Origin of the sequence: Ectobacillus ponti (assembly GCF_024294785.1) — a bacterium.
GTDB classification, from domain to species: Bacteria; Bacillota; Bacilli; order Bacillales; family Bacillaceae_G; genus Ectobacillus; species Ectobacillus ponti.
On the sequence record NZ_JANCLT010000001.1, the window covers coordinates 416759 to 436932 of the forward strand.

Here is a 20174-nt window from a genome sequence, read left to right on the forward strand (position 1 = left end):
AAACCATTGTCTATTTTCCGCCTTTTTCGCTGAAAAAGCAAGAAGATATGTAAGGGGAACCGGCCTCCTTATCATGTCAGGAAGAAAGCCGGCCATATATTACAGCTCGAGTTCTCCCATACGGAGAAGCTCTACAACAGCTTGGGAGCGCCCCTTTACTCCCAACTTCTGCATGGCATTGGAAATATGATTTCGCACTGTTTTCTCGCTGATAAACAGTTCCCCTGCAATTTCCTTCGTTGTCTTATCTTGTACGAGCAGCTCGAACACCTCGCGTTCGCGCTTTGTAAGTAATGGTTTCGATACAAAGTCTTTTTCCTTCAATTGCTGTGACCCTCCTCGCCTATGCCGGAGTCAATATGGGATAGGTATCCATTTAGTCATAGCATTGTATGAGCGGAGAGGGCAGCAGGTGCATGAAAAACAACGGTTTTTCATAGGGAAACCAACATAAAAACCAAAAAAGAGAGACGCACCAAAGCGCTCCCCGCCATCTTATCCGCCTGTGTTGTCCCCGCAGCATACGTAATAAATCTGTTCCAACTCCGTTAAGGTCATCTCATACAAATGAACATCCGTCTGGTACAAACCTGCCGCCAGCAGCTTTTGAATATAATGCCGCTTCCGCTCTTCGACCGCTTTTCGGAGCAAGCCCATGCGCTGTCCCCCCTTAACTGTTTTGGACAACCCGCAGCAATTCAAACGCCCGATTGCCAGCGAGACAAATCAGCTCTTCCAACAGCTCATCCCGCAGCAGGTCCAGTTCTACAATTTTACGCGCCAGCTTTACAGATTGCTCTTCACTCCTCATTTCTCATCCCTCCAGCTTCCTTAGCCTGCTTTCAGTGTATGAGAACAAAGGAGATGTGTCGCACTTTTCGTAAGAAAATGTAACACTGTTTTTTGCAGGAACTCGAATTATTTGTCAGAAAATCTAACAAGAAGGTCGCTTGCAATAGCATCCGCGCATATAGTAGAAGAAGAGACAGGAAGAAAGGAGAGGACCCCGCTTGCAGGATGAATCTTATAAAACAAAAAAGGTGATTTCTATTGGAGCTGTCAGCGAGATTACCGGTTTGTCAGAGCGGCAAATTCGTTATTATGAGGAGAGAAAGCTTGTTTTTCCAGAACGGACAAAAAAAGGAACCCGTAAGTATTCCTTTCAGGACGTGGAGCGGTTGATGGACATTATCAATCAAATGGAGGATGGCGTGCAAACCTTTGAAATCCGGCAGGAACTGCTGAGGAAGGAAAAGGAGAAGGAAATGACCGACCGCAGTGTCCGGGATCAGATGATCCGCGGACAATTGAATGCGGTGTTCGGCATTGCGAAGCCTCGAAGATATCCTCGCTGACTGCAGGCTTACCCCTAACGGGCACTATAAATGCTTTGCAGCACTGCCGCATCCAGTTCGGCCGGCCCGCCATCAAATACAATTCTTCCATGTGCCAGGCCGATAATTCTGGAGGCAAATGCCTTTGCCAATTCTACGCTGTGCAGATTCAACAGCATCGTAATGCCCTGCTCCCGGCATAACTCCTGCAGCAGCTTCATAATCCCTTCTGCTGTCACCGGATCCAGATTCGAAACAGGCTCATCGCCCAGAATCAGCTTCGGCCGCTGCACCAACGCCCGCGCAATGGCAACCCGCTGCTTCTGGCCGCCGCTTAAATCCCGCACACGCGCATGCCGGAACTCCAGCATGCCCACGCGCTGCAGCACCTGCTCAGCCGCGTTGATTTCCTCCCTTTGGAAGCGGCCGGCTATGGCCCGCAGCACACTCATATCGCCAAAGCGCCCCACCAGAACATTTGTCAGAACATCGGCCCGCTCAAGCAAATGAAAGCCCTGGAAAATCATTCCGATTTGTTGGCGGTGCCGCCGCATGTCAGCCCGGCTTTTTGCCTGTACATGCTTTCCTTCCCAAAGAACTTCGCCTGATGAGGGCAGAACAAGCTGATTGATGCAGCGGATGAGGGTGGACTTTCCCGCGCCGCTCGAGCCGAGGACAGCGACAAACTCTCCCTGCCGGATGGTGAGATCGATGTCCCGCAGCACAGCTTGGCCGGTTTTTGTATATTGTTTATGCATATGCCGCAATTCCAGCATGTTAGATCACCTTACCCCGCAATAATGAACCGGCATAGTCCACGACAATGACCAATGCCATAATTAAAAGCACCTCGGCTGCCACCGCTGAATACGAGAAAGTCTTGAAATCGATGAACAGCCGGTTCCCGATGCCGCCCGCACCGATAAAGCCCAGCACCAGCGACGTGCGGATGCCGACCTCAAAGCGGTAAAAGTATTGCGACAGAATGTTTGGCAATACTTGCGGCACATAGCCATACAGCAGCACCAGAATATGGGGAGCGCCTGTGGAAGCCACTGCTTCCGGCGGCCCTTCATCAGCTGCCTCCAGCAGTTCGGACAACAGCTTGCCGAGTACACCGATGTTATGCAGCATAATGGCCGCCACACCGGGGAACGGACCCAATCCAAGTGTTACCACAAGCAGCAGGCCCCAGACAATCTCCGGAACAGAACGCAAAAAGCTGAGAAGCACACGCACAATGTGATAGGAAGTGCGTGTGCGGTTTGTATTGCGGGCCGCCAGAAAGCTGAGCGGACCTGCCGCCAGAAGCGCCAATGTCGTCCCCAGGAAGGCAATCTGCACGGTCACCACTAAATCCTTCAGCGCCAGCGGCAGTACGCTCCAGTCGGGCGGCAGCCAATCCTTCTGAACAAACTGAAATGTGTTTCCGATATCAAGAAGCTGCAGCAGATTAAAGCCGGTTCCTGACCAGCTCCAGCCAAGTGCCATGAGCAAAACGGCGCATACAAGGATGCGCCGCATAGAACGGAAGGGTGGTTTCATTTCCGTTTCCCTTCCTACTCGAGCTTGCCAGCCTTTTCGGCTGCTTCTTTAATAACCTCATAATCCTTATCAGACGCTTTCACAAAGCCGTCTGCCGCGAACGCATCCAAAATCTCCTTATCCTTGATGCCGAGGAAGGCATCCTGAAGCTTTGCACGCAGATTCTCAGGGAAGCCCTTCCGCACTGCAAACGGATACTGGAACAGCTGCTCGGACTGCCAGATGATCTTATAATCATCCTTCTTAATTACGTTTGTTTCAATCAGCTTTTCAAAATACGCGCTGTCAATCGCGCCCGCATCCACCTGCTTGGCTGCCACAGCCTTTGCTGTTACATCATGGGAGCCTGTGTAGGTGACGCTCTTGAACTTGGAGTGGTCCTTATCCTCAAACAAGCCGCGCTTCTTCAGATTAATGCTTGGAATCAGCGAGCCGGAAGTGGAGTTTGGATCGCCGAACGCAAAACGGATGCTGCCGGCGTTCTTCTCCAGGTCCTCGATGCTGTTATAGGCCGAATCCTTCGGCACGATGATATAGGAATAATAGTACGGCTTTCCTTTGGCGGTCTTTGCCACCACAGCCTCCGCACCGCTCTTATGATGCGCCTTTACATATGTAAATGGCCCCAGAAAGGCAATATCCAGCTTGCTGTAGTTCAGCGCTTCCACCACACCGTTATAATCCGGATAATCCTTTACCTCTACCTTGCTGCCCAGCTTTTCAGACAATGCTGCCGCCAGCTTGTCCTTCGCAGCCTGGCTGATCTTCGCTTCTGCCGGAATCACTCCGAGCGTGATTGTTTTTCCTGTTGCTCCCTGCTTCTCTGTCTTCGTCTCATCCTTGGCGCCGCAGCCGGCTGCCGCAAAAAGAAGGAAGAGAAGGCTCAGGAATGATACCCATTTTTTCACTTTGCTTCACCTGTTTCTTTCTGTTAGAATTTTATCCTTTATGCACTTTCGTATTATAGCAGACACTTCTGCAGCGGAATACCGTTTTCTTCGCCGCCCTATCTTGCGTTTACTTCGCGCGACACTTCATCAATCTGTCGAAGATGCGCCGGCGACAGCTCAAACTGCAGCGCTCCGATGTTCTCTTCCGCATGGCGCACCTTGGAGGCGCCCGGAATCGCCAAAACGGTATCTCCATGGAATTGAATGGTCCAGTTCAAGGCAATCTGGCTGGAGGTCACGCCATATTCATCCGCCAAGCGGGCCAACAGGTCAATGAGCGGACGTGTTTTTTCCAGGCCGGCGGATTTAAATTGAGGCATGTATTTGCGCGGCCCGGTTATATTGCGGATCAGCTCCGGATTTTGGTGGAACTTTCCAGACAGAATGCCCTGTTCAAGCGGCGAGTAGGCAATGATGGTAATGCCAAGCTCCTTGGCCGCATCCAGGATGCCGTTTTCTTCAATCCGGCGGTCCAACAAACTGTATTTGACCTGGTTGGATACAAGGGGGAAACCATGCTCCCCCAGCGCAGCGTGCGCCTCACGCATTTTAGCGGCGTTGAAGTTGCTGACTCCGGCATGGCGGATTTTCCGGCTTTGGAGCAGCTCTGCCATTGCATGCATTTGAGCACGGACCCCCGAAAAGGAGAATGGCTGATGAATTTGGTACAAATCAATTTCCCTTCCCTGCAAAGCCCGCAGCCGCTCCTCAATTGTGCCTGTCAATGAGTTGGCAGTCCGGAACAAGGGCCACCATTTGGTCGCGATGAGTGCGGAATCCGCTTGGTTTCCAAGTGCATGCAGCGCATTTGCCAAGGCCTCCTCAGACTTTCCCTTTCCGTACACCTCAGCTGTATCAAACCAATTTATGCCGCCCTCCAGGCTCTTTCGTACAATGTCCCGGACGTCATTCTCGTCAAGCACGGGCCAGAAACGGCCGACAAGTCCGCTTCCCTTGCTGAATTGCCAACAGCCAAGACCCAGTGCTGATACGTATAGATCTGAACTGCCAAGGCGGCGCTTCTTGATTTTCGTTTGCAATTCCATATTCTTTCCCCCATTCCCAATGAGTCCTGTTTGCCCCATCATATCATACGCCGCCGCAGTTCGTATCCTTTGCCGCTTCAGCCCTTTACGTATGTATCGGCTGCCGCGTGCTTCAGAAACGGATGTGTGTCAATCCGGGCATATACATACAGCTCGTGCATGGCTCTTGTACAGGCTGTGTAAAACAGTTTGCGCTCTCTTTCCTGCCCATAATCATTGCCATCATAAATAATGACCGCATCAAATTCTACTCCCTTGGCCAGATAAGCGGGAATAATGGCAATGCCGCGCTCAAAGGAGACCGTTTCCTTGTGGATCAGCCGCGCGCCCAGCTGCCCGCCAATTGCCGCATGTGCGATCCGGCTCGTCCGGGCCGTCTTACAGATGATGGCAATGGTTTCATAGTCGTCCTGCCGGAGCTGCTCCACAAGCCGAATTATAGATTCCTCCTTCGCCGCCTCCGCTTCCATGATGACTGGTTTTCTCCCCGCGCGCTGAAAGGGTTCGATTTCACTCCCGCCGGAAATCAACTGGCTTGTAAACTCAATGATGGGCCGGGTCGACCGGTAGCTCCGCGTGAGCACAATCCGCTCGGTCTGCTCCGCTTCATACAGCCCTTCAAAGGCTGATCCTTCCGCTCGTGCCGCATGTGCATGAATGGCCTGATTAAAATCACCGAGGACCGTCAGTTTGGCATTCGGAAACAGCTTCTTCAAGAACGCAGCCTGAAACGGGGAATAGTCCTGCGCCTCATCGATGAATACATGGCGGATATCCATATTGCGCTGAAAGCCTTCCACCAGCTCCTGAAAATACAGATAGGGCGTTGCATCCTCATAAAGCAGTTCCCCTTGCTTCAGGTTCGCCAGCGTCTGGCGGCAAATGTCCGGCCATTGCCCGGGCAATTCCCCAAGCTCCAGCGCAAACGCTGGATCAGCAAACAGCTGCGCATACATGCCTGGCACATCAATAAACTCAAACTGCTTTACCGCAGCCCGTACCGGCCGGAAAGCATTCCGCACCACATAGGCTCCCAGCAGCTTTTCTTCCCTTCCAAAGTCGTCAAAGGTTTTGTCTGAATACCGCTTTTTCTTTTGCAGATGCTGATGCACCTTGACATATGCCTCCTGGTCCAGCAGCTGCACTTCTTCCTCTACCCAGGCCTTACGCCGCTCCCGCCGTTCCCGCTGCTTCAGCTCCTCCAGCAGCCAACGAGCCACATGCTGCAGCCGGTTGGGGATACGCCAGGATGGATCCATTTCATAAAACTTGGCACTGATTTGCTCAGTTGAAATCATCACCCGCCCCCGGAACAGAATATCCCGAAACAGCATCCCTCCCTGCAGCAGTCTCTTTGCATACCGCTCCAGCTGCTCCATGAAAGCAAAGCCGGCCTTATAGCGGATGCCTTCCAGCCTTGCCTCATACCCGGGAGCTTCTGCTTCTGTCAGCACATATTCCAGCTGCACAAATGGATCCTCCAGGCGGAGCACGTCACCCAGTTCATGCTCCAGATACTCCTGAAGCGTGGTTTGCTGCATATTCTCTTCCCCAAGCTCCGGCAGGACGGTGGAAATGTAGCTGTTAAACAGGGGATTGGGGGAAAACAGCAGAATTTGGTCCGCCCGCAATACGTGCCGGTAGCGGTATAACAAGTAAGCAACACGCTGCAGCGCAGCTGACGTTTTCCCGCTCCCCGCCGCCCCCTGCACAACCAGAAGCTTTCCCTTCTCATTGCGTATAATCTGATTTTGCTCCCGCTGGATTGTGGCTACAATACTGCGCATTTGCGTGTCAGCATGCTCCCCAAGCACCTCCTGCAGAAGCTCATCCCCAATTGTGATTCCCGTATCGAACATGCTGCGAATCCTGCCAAAACGGATGACAAACTGCCGCTTCAGCAGCATGTCTCCCGTGATCATTCCGCCTGGCGCTTCATACCTCGCCGGGCCGACACCATAGTCATAATACAGACTGGAAATGGGCGCCCGCCAATCATACACAAGAAACTGCTGCGTCTCCTCATCATAGAAGGAGCCGATGCCCAGATAGATTTGCTCCGGCGAGCTGTCTCCTTCCTCCTGAAAATCAATACGCCCAAAATAAGGAGATTGCTCCAGCCGCTTTAGTGTCTTCAGCTGCAGCTGTGCGTGCCGATGGCTCCGTTCCCGTTCAGACAACAGCTCTGCCTGCTGCTTGATGCTGGCCATCGTCTCAGTAGCTTCATCCGTATTGGAGAAGTTGACTGTTACATCCTCCCAAAAGTTCTTGCGCAGCTGTACAGCCTCTGCCTTTACACCGCCGAGCTGCTCTGTCAGCAGCGCAGCTTGCTTATGAATTTTTTCAGCGGTATCTCTAACCCGCTGCTGCTCTTGCTCCAAATCTGATGTATGTATATTCATGTCTCTCCGCTCCTTCAAACAAGCAGTTTCTGCAGGGAGCTGGCCAGTATTGTGCCGCATAACATAACAGGACACAAGCAGCCGCGATGCTTCCTGCCTCTCTGTCTTATTGTATCGCAAACAGGCAGCGGTGTATTCCGCTTCAAACGTTTTAACGAACACGGGAATACGGAAATCCTCATGTTTCTATATGTATAGGGCATTTTTTTGAGTTGCAGCGTGTTATGGAGAGAGGAGAAATGGAGAGGATCAAATTACGGACAACCTTCCCGCGCCTAAAGAATGATATGGTTTTTTTATACTGAATTGGGAAAAAATTAAACTAAACACTTAAAAATTCACTTTGTTTCCTATATAATATAAGGAAGGGATGCAATAAGAAGCATTGCACCGCTTATTTACGAGTGGATATGCGCGGGTCTTTTCCTCCTGCAAGTATAAAGGGGCAAGAAGAAGCGAAGTGTATAACTGCTGCTTTGTCTGTCCCGCAACAAGGTGCGGACAGCAGCACGAAAAACTGGTTTTCCTCTTCAAGAAAATGGAATTGGGTTCTTGCCTGCGGGTTCAGCCCTGCTGCCTGGACAAGCCTGCAGTACTGTACCATCACGCACTGAACTGATCCAAGTTCAGCTCCTGCGGACATACAGTTCCACTGGAAGGAATTGAAATAAAAGACGTATTCTTTACTTCTTCTCCAATGTTTTGCGGAGCTTGCGGACAATGTCAGTCATAAATTCCAGTTCCTCTTGTGTAATGGGCTGTCCATCCAATAAGAATTTGTACTGTTGGGTTAAACGCTGCGAATCCAGGTTCAGTTCCTGCACAAATTGTGTATCTTCCGCACCATAGTCCTGTTCCTTGTCTGTTTCAATAAACTCATGGATACTGATAGCGTATACATCCGCAATTTTTTGCAGCAGCGCAAGGGAAGGATTATAAATGCCCCGTTCGATTTTTGAAAGATTGCTATAGTCGTAATTGATCTTTTTAGCCAGGCTTTTCAGTGTGTCCCCATGTCTCTTCCTTATCTCTCTAATTCTACGATTCATCCTGATTGCTCCTTACTAAAAGCTCTATTTCCTCAATTTTAGCCAATTTTATACTGCTTGTTGTTATTTTGGTTGTTTAATCCAAAATTATTTGTTTTGGTATGGTTACCCAAGCCCTGCTATATACGCCCCACTGTAATGTATTATAGCACTGGGTTGAACGGTCCTGTCCACAAGAATATGGATAACCAGTATTTTGGGCAAGAGAGTGCGTGCAATCACAGCAAAGTTTCAGGAACACGCTACAATAAGAAGTGGAGATACATTTGCTGAATGAGGTGATTCACATGGAACAGGAAATGAGAGACAGAATATATGAGGCACTTGAAGAGGTCGTTGACCCCGAAATCGGAATCGACATTGTAAACCTCGGTCTTGTGTATGAAGTATCACTGGAGGATGGTCACACAGTCCATATTCGCATGACCATGACTTCCATCGGCTGCCCGTTGGCAGGACAAATCATTTCTGATATTCAGTCAACATTGCGTGAGCACATTCCCGATATTCAGGATGTGCGGGTGGAGGTAGTTTGGAGCCCGCCTTGGACAAAGGAACGCATGTCCCGCTACGCAAAGATTGCCCTGGGTGTTCATGGGGCCTAAGGAGGAACTGCCATGGAACAAAAACAACTGACACAATTCCCATTAGTGGACAAAGTCATAAAAGTCCCTCTGTTCCGGACCGGGCAGGCAACCGCTGTTCTCGTACGCTTGGACAAAGATGGCGTTGTCGCCGAGCACTCCCATCCGGGACATGATGTATTCCTGCACGTTACAGCCGGTACAGTGGCCTTAACCATTGATGGCAGCGAGCATACAGCCGGGCCGGATCAATTCCTCCATTTGGATGGAAATGAACGGATCCGGCTGGAGAACAAAGAGGCGGAGCGGGCGGCTGTGTATATAGTTCTCTGTAAACAAAAATAAGCCCAAACAGCAAGCCCGCCCTCCGGCAGGCTTGTTTTTTTGTTCCCTCTGCAGTTAGATTTTTCCCGGTAAGCGCAGCGGTAAAAGCAGTCATACTAGAGTTGTTGCGCAAGCAGCAAACACAACACAGCGGAGGGATGGCCATGCAACAACAAGTACACAACCTGCACGCAGGCACGCTGCCGATGAACATGAACCACGGGGGACATGAAACGATTGACGTCTCTGAGCTGCTGACGGATTCCATCACATTAATTGACCAAATGTTGATGCAGCGCGAGTATATTCAGGATCCGGAGCTTCGGGAGATTGTGGACCGCCAATATCAATTCGCCCTGCAGGAATATGATGGACTTGTAACCGCCTTTACAATGAACCAGGCGCCGCAGCCTATGCGCTACCAGAGCTCTTTGCCGGTTCAGGTGCAGTATGGGATGCAGCAAATGCCGACAAGAAAGCCATTGCAGACTGTAAATGACATAACAGACCAGCATATTTCTGCCCATCTCCTTGTGGGACTGAAGGCGTCTGCAGTGGAAAAATCCCGCATCTGTCTGGAAATTACAAACCCTGTCATGCGGCACGCGGTTGCCAACAGCATCCCGAACTGCATTGAAATGGCATATGAGATGTTCCTATGGCAAAACAAGAACGGCTACTATCCAGTGCCGCAGTTTGCCCAGCAGGATATGCAAATGATGATGAACAGCTATGCACCGTCTTCAGGCAAGCCGGCCATGGGCGGCATGAACCGCATGCAGTAAGGTCCATACGCAAAAGCAAACAGCCCTGCCGCTCCGGCAGGGCTGTTTGCTTCTAATTCATATTTACCAGCGGCAGAATCAGCACTTCGACACGTCGGTTTTTGGCACGCCCTGCATCTGTGGCATTATCAGCAGCAGGACGGTACTCCCCGTAGCCGACTGCACTGAATTTGGCAGGGTTCAAATCCTTGTTCCCCAAAAGCACCTTCATGAAGTTAATCGCGCGCTCTGTACTCAAATCCCAGTTAGAGCCATATTTTGAATTGGAAATCGGTACATTATCTGTATGTCCGGAAATCATAATCTCACGCGGGGATGCCGCTTTTAAGAGCTGGGCAATCTGGTTGGCGAGTTGGACGGCATTCGGCTTCACATCAGCCTTTCCCGAGTCAAACAGCGCATTATCCATAATCGTAATCAGCAATCCGCGGTCCGTCAGCTTCGTTTGCAGAGACACAGACAGCTTGCTGTCCTTAATGTATTGCTCCACCTGCCCCTGCAGCTTTTTCAGCTCCTCCAGCTCCTTTTTCTTCTGTTCAGCCGCCTGCTTTTCTGCATCACTTTGTGTCTGGCTTGGCTGCTTATCTTTCAGATTTTCATCTGTCTTTGGCTTATCCTCGCTTAAGAATTCCTTGGTGCCGGTGCCGCCCTTCAACTCTTGGTTGAAGGCAACTGCCATTTGCTTAAACTTGGCGGCATCCACGCTGCTCATTGCGAATAATACAATAAAGAGCGCCAAGAGCAGCGTCAGCATGTCAGCGTACGGAATCAGCCAAGATTCATCTATATGCTCATCATGCTTTTTCTTTTTACTCATTTCCCTTCGCTCCCGCCTCTTCAATCTTCTTGCGTTCTGTTTCAGACAGCGCGCCCAGGATGCGGTTTTTAATCAAGAATGGATATACGCCGGCCTGCAGCATAAGCATACACTCCAGAATCAAGCGCTTCTTCTCAAGCTCCGCTGCCGATTTCTGCTTCAGCTTATTGGCAAAGGGATGCCACAGCACATAACCGCTGAAGATACCAAATACAGTGGCGATAAATGCCCCGGAAATCGCATGGCCCAGCTTTTCCATATTGGACAAATCACCCAGAGCTGCTACCAGACCGATAACGGCACCAAGAACCCCCAGTGTAGGGGCGTATGTGCCGGCCTGCACGAAAATTTGTGCCCCCTTGCCGTGGCGCTCTTCAATCCCTTCCAGTTCGGCTTCCATAATAGCCCGCAAATCCTCGGCGCCCATTCCATCAATTACGTAGCGCATGCCGCGCTGGATGAATGGGTCATCAACCTCTTTCACCTTTTCTTCAAGGGACAAGATGCCGTGCTTGCGGCTCTCCCCCGCCCATAAGACGAACAGTTCCATAATCTCTTTATAATCTAAGCCCTTGCCGCTGTTCATGAAAATCACCTTGAACAGCTTCGGCAGCCGTTTGAGCTGGCTGCCTGGCATGGCGATGCTGACCGCTCCAGCCGTACCAGCAAAGATAATCAAAGTAGCAGCCGGATTCGCCAGTGCGGAAAGGCTTGCTCCTTTAAAAATCATACCGACAACAACAGCAACGACCGCGAGAATCACACCGGCCAGTGTTGCAAAATCCATACTCTGTCTCCTCCCGCCTATCCTTTGTGTAATATCCTGATGTGGATATAGGAATCTCCTTTGTATATTCTCCACTTATAAAACTATTATATCTATTTATTATGAAAAACAATATATATATTTTGTGTCTTCCATAACATTCCTTATGAAGGGCACACATTCGACGCTGCCTCCTTTGAAATGACAAAATTCTCTTTCTTTTTACATGCAAGCACATTATAATTTAATAGATTGCCAGCATTTTCACCTCTCTATTGAAAGGAATGACACCTATATATTTATGAAAAAGCGTTTGTTCCTCATTGCACTATGCTCTATCACAATGACTTTGACAGCATCGTTTCTTTATTATAAAAATAACCTATCATCGGAGCACCCTGTAAAGGCCGCTGCAATAGCAGGACAGCAGGACAGCACAGGCCACAAGCATCCGGAAGAGGCTGCGCCTGCATTTCCTGTTGTTTCATCTCCCGTTATTACAAATCCGGAATCACTGCTTGTTTTGGTCAACAAACAGCGTACGCTGTCTGCTGATTACACGCCGAAAACGCTCATACGGCCGAATGTGGAGTTTTCCTTCGGCAAAAAGAAAGCAGATCAAGCCTTGATGCGCCCGGAAACAGCAGCGTCTCTGGAGAAAATGTTCGCAGCGGCAAAGCAGGACGGATTTGAGCTGCTGGCCGTCTCCGGCTATCGGTCTTATAACCACCAGCAATCGCTGTTCAATACGTACATTAACGAATACGGGAAAGACAAGGCAGAACAGTTCAGCGCCCCACCGGGAGCAAGTGAGCATCAAACTGGTCTAGCTGTGGATATTACGGCAAGGTCCGCGAAATTTCAGCTTGATTTGTGCTTTGCCGAGACACCCGAGGGGAAATGGGTAGCCGCGCACGCTCATGAATACGGCTTCATTGTCCGTTACCAGAAAGGCAAGACCGGCATTACAGGATATCAATATGAGCCTTGGCATATTCGCTATGTCGGCAATCCGTATGCCACGTATCTGTATAACAATAAACTGACACTCGAAGAAGTTATGTATGCAAAGGCAGAACAGTAATTGTTCTGCTTTTTTGTATGTTTTCTTCCAACCTGCTCATGCTATAGGTAACAGATTTTGAATGAGGTGGTCTTATTTACCAATGAAGGAAAAAAAACAAGAGCAGCTCTATCTCATGCTTGCCGGCTTGCTCATCCTGCTTTTTTTACTTCCATTATATGTATTAGGCGAGAATGCCCACATTCGGGTCCACGATAACTTAGATTCCAATTTAGCCTGGTACAAGGTGTTGAAGGAAAGCGGACAAGCCTTTGGCAGTGTGCACGCCGTCATTCCGCAAAGCATCAATGGGTTGCCACGGAATGCCTATGGGACAGAATTCAGTCTGCTGATCTGGCTCCATCTCCTATTTCCAACGATGGTTGCCTATGCCATCAGCCAGACCGTTGTACGCTTTGTCGCCTTCTGGGGGATGTACGTTCTTCTGCGTGACCATATCATCAAATCCAGAACTGCTCCTTGGATCATAGCCGGTACCGCCTTGGCCTTCTCCCTTACACCCTTTTGGCCCTCCGGCATGCTGAGCACGATGGGCCATCCGCTTGCGCTATGGGCATTCCTGCATATACGCCGGCACTCCGCTTCCTGGAAGCATTGGCTTGCTCTTCTGCTTCTCCCGCTGTACTCAAGCTTTGTGCTCGGCTTCTTTTTCTTTCTCGCTGCAATGGGAGGGCTGTGGGTTTGGGACGTGCTGCGGCACCGGCGCTGGAACCTTTCTTTCTTGAGTGCCATTGTTCTCATGACCTTTCTCTACCTGGCCATTGATTACCGCTTTGTGCACTCGCTATTGTTTCCGGAGGCGCCGACAAGCCGGCATGAATTTCAGCACTCCCGCCTTTCCTTGCTTCAGACACTGCGGTTGGCTGTGAAAAACTTTGCCATCGGCCATACACATGTGATGACTATACACATGTATATTTTGCTGCCTCTTCAGCTCCTTGTGCTGCTTCTGGCGCAGAGGATGGGGCCTGGCCGGGAGAAGCGGCTCTTTCTGTGGCTGATGCTGCTGAATGCCTGTCTATCCGTTTGGTATGCGTTTTGGTTTTACCGGGGCTGGCAGCCGATTAAAGCACATGTTGCTTTGCTGAACACTTTCAATTTTGCCCGATTTCATTTCCTGCGCCCTATGGTCATCTATGTATTGCTTGCGCTGTCGCTTCATCTTCTGTACCAACGCGGCGGCGCATGGCGGCGGGTCGCCATGGGGGCGTTGGCCCTGCAGCTGCTGATTCTGTGCTTCCGGAATGAAGAGGTGTACTACCGCTACGTACACGCACCCTCCTTCCGCGAATTTTATGCGGCGCCGTTGCTGCAGGAAGTGGAACGCTTTATCGGCAAACCAAAGCCGCAGTATCGTGTAGCCAGCATCGGGCTTCATCCTGCTGTTGCCCAGTATAACGGCTTTTACACACTGGATACATACAATAATTTTTATCCGCTGTCCTACAAGCATGCCTTTCGCCGTGTCATTGCCGCCGAGCTCGCAAAAAACAGAGAGCTGAAGCAATATTTTGACACCTGGGGCGGACGCTGTTATCTCTTTGCGGATGAACTTGGCAAGCGATATGAAATCCGCCGGACCTCCAAGCGCAGAATTGAGCGCCTGCATCTTGATACAGCAGCTTTTGCGCGCTTGGGCGGACAATATATCTTTTCTGCTGTGCCGATCATGAACGCTGCCGAAAATCACCTGGTGCTTCGCCGTACCTTTGAACACCGGGATGCTGCATGGCGCATTTATCTCTACGAAGTCAAGCAACAAGGAGTGACACCATGAGCGAACCCATTTTAACCGTTGTTGTACCATGCTTTAACGAGGAGGATGTCTTGCAGGACACAATGCTGCAGCTGTCCATTCATTTAACGAAGCTGATTCACGAAGGACTCGTTCATCCCAAAAGCAAGCTGCTGTTCGTCGATGATGGCAGCACAGACCGGACTTGGGACATCATTCAGGAGCACAGCGCTTCCGTTCCCTTTGTGGCAGGCCTGAAGCTGGCCCGCAATGTCGGCCATCAATCCGCTCTTCTTGCGGGGCTGCTTGAAGCAAAGGCCTGCTCCGACTGTACCATTTCCATTGATGCTGACCTGCAGGACGACATTTCTGTTATGAGGGAATTCCTGCTGAAATACAAAGAAGGCTGTGATGTGGTGTATGGTGTCCGCAGCAGCCGAAAGCGGGATACCTTCTTCAAACGGACAACCGCCATCTGCTTTTATCGCTTCCTGCGGCAAATGGGGGCGGATGTTGTCCATAATCATGCGGACTACCGTTTGCTGAGCAGGCGCGCCCTGCAAGCCTTGAGCTGCTATGAGGAACGGAATCTTTTTCTGCGCGGCATTATTCCTCTGCTTGGCTTCCGTTCTGCCATCGTCCCATATGAACGGAAGGAACGCCTGGCAGGTGAATCCAAATACCCGTTGCGGAAGATGCTGTCCTTTGCCTTTGACGGCATCACATCCTTCAGCGTTACGCCTATTCGGCTGGTGACCCTGCTCGGCTTTTGTATTTGTCTGTGCAGCCTGCTGCTTGGCGGCTACTCTGTGCTCCAGCAGTTCATTGGTTCGACCGTGCCGGGCTGGACCTCGCTTATGCTCTCCATTTGGATGCTCGGAGGAGCGCAGTTGATGGGAATCGGACTCATTGGCGAGTACGTCGGAAAAATGTATAAGGAAGCAAAACGGCGCCCGCGCTTTCACATTGAAGCAAGCTCCTACGCACAAAAAATGGAGCTGCAGGAGTGGATGGCCCCATCCGCCAAGCAAGAGGAGAAAACCTCATGAACAAAGCTCTGCATTTCCATGCAGAGCTTTTCCATCCTATAAGCGAAGCAGCCCCTCTTTTTGCTCCTGCAGCCAGGCGATGCCCTTGCCTGTTTTCTTAGAAGCCTGTACCATGGTGCTGCGTCCGGTAATACATACCTGATTCTGCTCATTTTTTATCATGTAATGCATATCCACAGACGAATTTCCGACACTCTGCACCTTTACGTACACCCGCAGCTTCTCATCAAAATATACCTGCCGCAAGTAATCACACTGCAAATTCGCCACTACAATCATGGCTTCACAGGCCTTTTCCGTCCATTTCTGCATCAGTCCCAGCTCTTTAAAAAACTCAATCCGCGCCTCCTCAAAATATGTGAATGGCACCTTATTATTCAAGTGCCCAAACATATCTGTTTCAGAAAAACGCACCTTAGTCGTCATATAAAACCGAAACCCATTCTCCCATTCTGCCGCATTTTCAATATAGGCAATTTGTCGCATCAGCAATCTCCTTCACTATATGAAATATGTACAAACCATAAAAATCGCCCCTTCGTACGAAGAGGCGATAGGTTTTTAGTAATTATTTTCACTGCCGAAGAAATCCTTGAATGCCTGAATCGTTGTGTCACGGTTCAGCGCAGCAATGGATGTAGTGAGCGGAATGCCTTTCGGGCAGGACTGCACACAGTTCTGGGAGTTGCCGCAGTTTGCCAGCCCTCCATCACCCATAATCGCACGCAGGCGCTCTGCTTTATGCATTTCACCTGTCGGATGGGAGTTGAACAGACGTGCCTGTGACAGCGGCGCCGGGCCGATGAAGCTGGACTTGCTGTTTACGTTCGGGCAAGCCTCCAGGCAAACACCGCACGTCATGCATTTAGACAGCTCATATGCCCACTGGCGTTTCTTTTCCGGCATACGCGGTCCAGGACCCAAATCATAGGTGCCGTCAATCGGAACCCATGCCTTGACGCGCTTCAGCGCATTAAACATGCGGCTGCGGTCAATTTGCAGGTCGCGGACAACCGGGAAAGTCCGCATTGGCTGCAGACGGACCGGCTGCTCCAGCTGGTCAATCAGTGCCGTACAAGACTGGCGCGGCTTACCGTTGATCACCATGGAGCAGGCACCGCACACTTCCTCAAGACAGTTCATGTCCCAGGAAATCGGCGTTGTTTTATTGCCTTTGGCATCCACCGGGTTGCGGCGGATTTCCATCAGAGCGGAAATTACGTTCATATTCGGACGATACGGAATTTCAAACTCCTGTTCATAGGCCTGAGCATCCGGTCCATCCTGACGTGTTACAATGAGGCGGACGGTTTTATTAGACATGCTGCTTATCCCCCTTCTTCTCTTCAACAGCAGGCTTTTTCTTCTTGTCTGTTGTATAGTCGCGCTTACGCGGCGAAATGAGAGAAACGTCTACGTCTTTGTAATGGAAACGCGGTGCTCTTGCTGCTGCATCGAACTCTGCCATCGTATGCTTCATGAAGTTTGCATCGTCACGGTTTGGATATTCCGGCTTATAATGCGCGCCGCGGCTTTCCTTGCGGTGGTAAGCGCCAAGCGTGATCACACGCGCCAAATCAAGCATATTTTCAAGCTGGCGTGTGAAGGATGCACCCTGGTTGCTCCACTTCGCTGTATCATTGATGTTAATGCGCTTGTAGCGCTCCATCAGCTCTTGAATCTTGTCATCTGTATCCAGAAGCTTCTTATCGTAGCGTACAACTGTCACATTGTCAGTCATCCACTCGCCAAGCTCCTTATGCAGCACATACGCATTTTCTGTGCCGTCAAGGGACAGAATGTTATTGAAGCGCTCGATTTCTGCCAGCTCGCTGTTCTCAAACACAGAAGCGGATACAGCATCAGCAGACTTCTCCAAGCCCTTCATATACTCGATTGCCTTCGGCCCCGCCACCATGCCGCCATAGATTGCAGACAGCAGAGAGTTCGCGCCGAGGCGGTTTGCGCCGTGCATGGAGTAATCGCACTCGCCGGCTGCGAACAGGCCAGGAATGTTTGTCATTTGATCATAATCTACCCACAGGCCGCCCATAGAGTAATGCACTGCCGGGAAGATTTTCATTGGCACTTTACGAGGGTCATCGCCCATGAACTTTTCATAGATCTCGATGATACCGCCGAGCTTGATATCCAGCTCCTTTGGATCCTTATGGGACAGATCCAGGTACACCATGTTCTCGCCGTTGATGCCAAGCTTCATGTCAACGCACACATGGAAGATTTCGCGAGTCGCGATATCACGAGGCACCAGGTTTCCGTATGCCGGATATTTCTCCTCAAGGAAGTACCAAGGCTTTCCATCCTTATAGGTCCAAACGCGGCCGCCTTCACCGCGCGCAGATTCACTCATCAAGCGCAGCTTGTCATCGCCCGGGATTGCTGTCGGGTGAATCTGGATAAACTCGCCGTTTGCGTAAATCGCCCCCTGCTTATACACAGCAGCCGCAGCTGTACCTGTGTTAATGATGGAGTTTGTGGACTTGCCAAAGATGATGCCAGGGCCGCCTGTTGCCATGATAACCGCATCAGCCGCGAAGCTTTTGATTTCCATGGAAGTCAGGTTCTGTGCAACAATGCCGCGGCATACGCCTTCATCATCGACAATGGCGCGCAGGAACTCCCAGCCTTCAAACTTTGTTACAAGACCCGCCACCTCATGGCGGCGCACCTGCTCATCCAATGCATACAGAAGCTGCTGTCCTGTTGTTGCACCGGCAAATGCTGTACGATGATGCTTTGTGCCTCCGAAACGGCGGAAATCCAGCAAGCCTTCATCTGTACGGTTGAACATAACGCCCATGCGGTCCATCAAGTGAATGATGCCCGGTGCAGCCTCACACATCGCCTTGATTGGCGGCTGGTCTGCCAGGAAGTCACCGCCATACGCAGTATCATCAAAGTGTTCCCAAGGAGAATCGCCTTCACCCTTTGTGTTTACGGCGCCGTTGATGCCGCCCTGCGCACAAACAGAGTGTGAACGCTTAACCGGAACAAGTGAGAACAAGTCGACCTTAACTCCCGCTTCTGCTGCCTTAATTGTCGCCATCAAGCCGGCCAAGCCGCCGCCGACTACAATAAGTTTCCCTTTCATGCTCTCCACCCCTTACATATTTGCTAGCTGAGGATCAATGAATGCGAACAGTGCGCGAACCCCCACAATAGATAATGCGAAGAAAATTGCCATTGTTACATATGTGGATACACGCTGTGAACGAGGTGAAACCGTGATGCCCCAGCTGATGAAGAAGGACCATAAGCCGTTCGCAAAGTGGAACACAGCAGACAGCACACCAACCATATAGAAAACAAACATAGCTGGATTTGATAAGATATCCTGCATCATCTGGTAATTAACCTCTTGGCCCAAAGCTGCCTGAATCCGCGTCTCCTGCACATGCCATGCAATAAAAATCACAAGGAATACGCCAGTGAAGCGCTGCAGCGTGAACATCCAGTTGCGGAAGAAGGTGTAGGAGCCTACATTGTTCTTCGCTGTAAATGCAATATAGATGCCATACACCGCGTGGTACAATAACGGCAGGAAGATGATGAAAATTTCTAAAAAGTAGCGGAACGGAAGAAGTTCCATAAAATGAGCAGCTTTATTGAACGCCGCTGCTCCCCCTGTTGCAAAGTGGTTGACCACCAGATGCTGCGTCAAGAAAATGCCTACAGGAATAACCCCTAACAACGAGTGCCATTTTCGCAGTGCATATTCGCGGCCTTTCATTCCCCATTACCCCCCTCAAATGTGTAGCTTGCTTCATACGTTATCATAAATTAAGACTATACTACAATAGTAATATCATACTACTATTGCTGTGAAATGAAGAGAAAAAACAATTCAAAATATTACAGCATAATTTATGACAAGTTCATTTTACTCCTATTTTCCTGAAAGCGTCAAGAAAACGGATACATAATCTACCGAGAAAATTTGCAAAAAATTCATTGACTTACCGAAAGAAGAAAATGCGGCTTTTGTCGAACTGGCAGTAAATAGATGTGTTTCTTTTATTGAAATGTTATATAATAACGTCAGAATGAGAAAGAGGGGAAAATGTTGTGAGCAAGAAATTGAACATGGACCAATTGCAAACAATTCAAATGAATGGCTTTGCCTACGAGCTCCTCCGTGATGAAGTGCTGCCTGATCTCATGGGCAAGGAACTGGACCGGATCCTCTACTGGGCCGGAAAAAGCCTGGCGCGCCGGTATCCGCTGACCTCTATGGAAGAAATCATTTCCTTCTTTGAGCATGCAGGCTGGGGCCATCTCCTTGTCGTATCCGAGAACAAGCACGAAATGGAGCTGCAATTATCGGGTCCTCTCATTACAGAACGTTATCGCGATAAAAGAAATCATACATACCAGCTGGAAGCCGGGTTTCTTGCCCAGCAAGTACAGCAGCTGCGCGGTGCATTGACTGAAACATACGAGGAGCAAAAAAGACGCGCTGACAAAGTCGTATTTACCATGAAGTGGGACAGCAAGGACATAACAGAAGCCTGAACAGGCTTCTTTTTTCTTGGCATACCTTTCTTTGCCGAGCGACTGCTCAATCACCGGATGCCGCTTTCTCGGTTTTGCATCAACTCCTTCCGGACAGGCGGATGAATATACAATACTTCCATAAAATATTCACCTGAATTTATTGAAAATTATAGCAAAAGACACTGTAAT

23 protein-coding genes are annotated in these 20174 nt (G+C 50.1%); 8 read left to right on the top strand and 15 right to left on the bottom strand.

Going from position 1 to position 20174, the window contains the following annotated elements:
* Positions 1-99: 99 nt before the first annotated feature.
* The 3 genes from gerE to ykzB all read right to left on the bottom strand — a co-directional run bounded on the left by gerE (position 100) and on the right by ykzB (position 811).
* The gene (gerE, locus tag NK662_RS02215) at positions 100-324 is read right to left on the bottom strand and encodes a spore germination transcription factor GerE (protein ID WP_254756899.1); all 225 of its coding nucleotides are present in this window, start codon (positions 322-324) and stop codon (positions 100-102) included.
* 171 nt (positions 325-495) lie between these two features.
* On the bottom strand, positions 496-657 hold the full coding sequence (locus tag NK662_RS02220; protein WP_254756902.1) for a Fur-regulated basic protein FbpA: 162 nt from the start codon (positions 655-657) through the stop codon (positions 496-498).
* A 13-nt stretch (positions 658-670) separates the two neighbouring features.
* Positions 671-811 (bottom strand): protein YkzB, encoded by a 141-nt coding sequence (gene ykzB, locus NK662_RS02225; RefSeq protein ID WP_254756904.1) that lies wholly within the window; start codon positions 809-811, stop codon positions 671-673.
* 199 nt (positions 812-1010) lie between these two features.
* Between ykzB and NK662_RS02230 the strand changes: the two genes are divergently transcribed.
* Complete coding sequence (locus NK662_RS02230) at positions 1011-1355, top strand: MerR family transcriptional regulator (RefSeq protein ID WP_254756906.1); 345 nt, start codon at positions 1011-1013, stop codon at positions 1353-1355.
* Positions 1356-1369: 14 nt separating this feature from the next.
* Here NK662_RS02230 and phnC read toward each other — a convergent pair whose 3' ends face one another.
* The 6 genes from phnC to NK662_RS02260 form a co-directional block, all read right to left on the bottom strand.
* Positions 1370-2110, bottom strand: a complete 741-nt coding sequence (phnC, locus tag NK662_RS02235; RefSeq protein WP_254756908.1) for a phosphonate ABC transporter ATP-binding protein — start codon at positions 2108-2110, stop codon at positions 1370-1372.
* 1 nt (position 2111) lies between these two features.
* Positions 2112-2879 carry a phosphonate ABC transporter, permease protein PhnE gene (gene phnE / locus NK662_RS02240; protein WP_254756910.1) on the bottom strand — a complete coding sequence of 256 codons (768 nt, stop codon included), beginning with the start codon at positions 2877-2879 and terminating at the stop codon, positions 2112-2114.
* Positions 2880-2893: 14 nt separating this feature from the next.
* A complete protein-coding gene (gene phnD, locus NK662_RS02245) occupies positions 2894-3787 on the bottom strand; it encodes a phosphate/phosphite/phosphonate ABC transporter substrate-binding protein (protein WP_254756912.1) in 894 nt (297 codons plus the stop codon).
* Between the two features lie 98 nt (positions 3788-3885).
* The gene (locus tag NK662_RS02250) at positions 3886-4875 is read right to left on the bottom strand and encodes an aldo/keto reductase (protein WP_254756914.1); all 990 of its coding nucleotides are present in this window, start codon (positions 4873-4875) and stop codon (positions 3886-3888) included.
* Positions 4876-4952: 77 nt separating this feature from the next.
* On the bottom strand, positions 4953-7277 hold the full coding sequence (gene helD, locus NK662_RS02255; RefSeq protein WP_254756916.1) for an RNA polymerase recycling motor HelD: 2325 nt from the start codon (positions 7275-7277) through the stop codon (positions 4953-4955).
* Between the two features lie 683 nt (positions 7278-7960).
* Entirely contained in the window at positions 7961-8326 is a 366-nt protein-coding gene (locus NK662_RS02260; protein WP_254756918.1) for a helix-turn-helix domain-containing protein, read from the bottom strand.
* Between the two features lie 287 nt (positions 8327-8613).
* Here NK662_RS02260 and NK662_RS02265 point away from each other — a divergent pair, with 287 nt between their 5' ends.
* From NK662_RS02265 to NK662_RS02275, 3 genes are all read left to right on the top strand, one after another.
* The gene (locus tag NK662_RS02265; protein WP_254756920.1) at positions 8614-8931 is read left to right on the top strand and encodes a metal-sulfur cluster assembly factor; all 318 of its coding nucleotides are present in this window, start codon (positions 8614-8616) and stop codon (positions 8929-8931) included.
* 12 nt (positions 8932-8943) lie between these two features.
* Positions 8944-9255, top strand: a complete 312-nt coding sequence (locus NK662_RS02270) for a cupin domain-containing protein (protein ID WP_254756922.1) — start codon at positions 8944-8946, stop codon at positions 9253-9255.
* 143 nt (positions 9256-9398) lie between these two features.
* The gene (locus NK662_RS02275) at positions 9399-10019 is read left to right on the top strand and encodes a spore coat protein (RefSeq protein WP_254756924.1); all 621 of its coding nucleotides are present in this window, start codon (positions 9399-9401) and stop codon (positions 10017-10019) included.
* 52 nt (positions 10020-10071) lie between these two features.
* Here NK662_RS02275 and motB read toward each other — a convergent pair whose 3' ends face one another.
* Both motB and motA read right to left on the bottom strand, forming a co-directional pair.
* Entirely contained in the window at positions 10072-10836 is a 765-nt protein-coding gene (motB, locus tag NK662_RS02280) for a flagellar motor protein MotB (protein WP_254756926.1), read from the bottom strand.
* A complete protein-coding gene (gene motA / locus NK662_RS02285; RefSeq protein WP_254756928.1) occupies positions 10829-11623 on the bottom strand; it encodes a flagellar motor stator protein MotA in 795 nt (264 codons plus the stop codon). Before motA ends, motB begins: the two co-directional genes overlap by 8 nt.
* Before the next feature lie 280 nt (positions 11624-11903).
* Here motA and NK662_RS02290 point away from each other — a divergent pair, with 280 nt between their 5' ends.
* From NK662_RS02290 to NK662_RS02300, 3 genes are all read left to right on the top strand, one after another.
* On the top strand, positions 11904-12686 hold the full coding sequence (locus NK662_RS02290; protein ID WP_254756930.1) for a M15 family metallopeptidase: 783 nt from the start codon (positions 11904-11906) through the stop codon (positions 12684-12686).
* Between the two features lie 82 nt (positions 12687-12768).
* Positions 12769-14463 (top strand): DUF6044 family protein, encoded by a 1695-nt coding sequence (locus NK662_RS02295; protein ID WP_254756932.1) that lies wholly within the window; start codon positions 12769-12771, stop codon positions 14461-14463.
* Positions 14460-15470 carry a glycosyltransferase family 2 protein gene (locus NK662_RS02300; RefSeq protein ID WP_254756934.1) on the top strand — a complete coding sequence of 337 codons (1011 nt, stop codon included), beginning with the start codon at positions 14460-14462 and terminating at the stop codon, positions 15468-15470. The genes NK662_RS02295 and NK662_RS02300 overlap by 4 nt, the downstream gene beginning before the upstream one ends.
* 36 nt (positions 15471-15506) lie before the next feature.
* On the opposite strand, the gene NK662_RS02305 is transcribed toward NK662_RS02300, so the two are convergent.
* The 4 genes from NK662_RS02305 to NK662_RS02320 form a co-directional block, all read right to left on the bottom strand.
* The gene (locus tag NK662_RS02305) at positions 15507-15956 is read right to left on the bottom strand and encodes an acyl-CoA thioesterase (protein ID WP_254756936.1); all 450 of its coding nucleotides are present in this window, start codon (positions 15954-15956) and stop codon (positions 15507-15509) included.
* Between the two features lie 75 nt (positions 15957-16031).
* Entirely contained in the window at positions 16032-16793 is a 762-nt protein-coding gene (gene sdhB / locus NK662_RS02310) for a succinate dehydrogenase iron-sulfur subunit (protein WP_254756938.1), read from the bottom strand.
* Positions 16786-18582, bottom strand: a complete 1797-nt coding sequence (gene sdhA / locus NK662_RS02315; protein ID WP_254756940.1) for a succinate dehydrogenase flavoprotein subunit — start codon at positions 18580-18582, stop codon at positions 16786-16788. Before sdhA ends, sdhB begins: the two co-directional genes overlap by 8 nt.
* 12 nt (positions 18583-18594) lie before the next feature.
* Positions 18595-19221: a succinate dehydrogenase cytochrome b558 subunit gene (locus NK662_RS02320; protein ID WP_254756942.1), complete on the bottom strand. Its 627-nt coding sequence runs from the start codon at positions 19219-19221 to the stop codon at positions 18595-18597.
* Positions 19222-19556: 335 nt separating this feature from the next.
* Here NK662_RS02320 and NK662_RS02325 point away from each other — a divergent pair, with 335 nt between their 5' ends.
* Positions 19557-20003 (top strand): YslB family protein, encoded by a 447-nt coding sequence (locus NK662_RS02325; RefSeq protein ID WP_254756944.1) that lies wholly within the window; start codon positions 19557-19559, stop codon positions 20001-20003.
* Positions 20004-20174 lie beyond the last annotated feature (171 nt).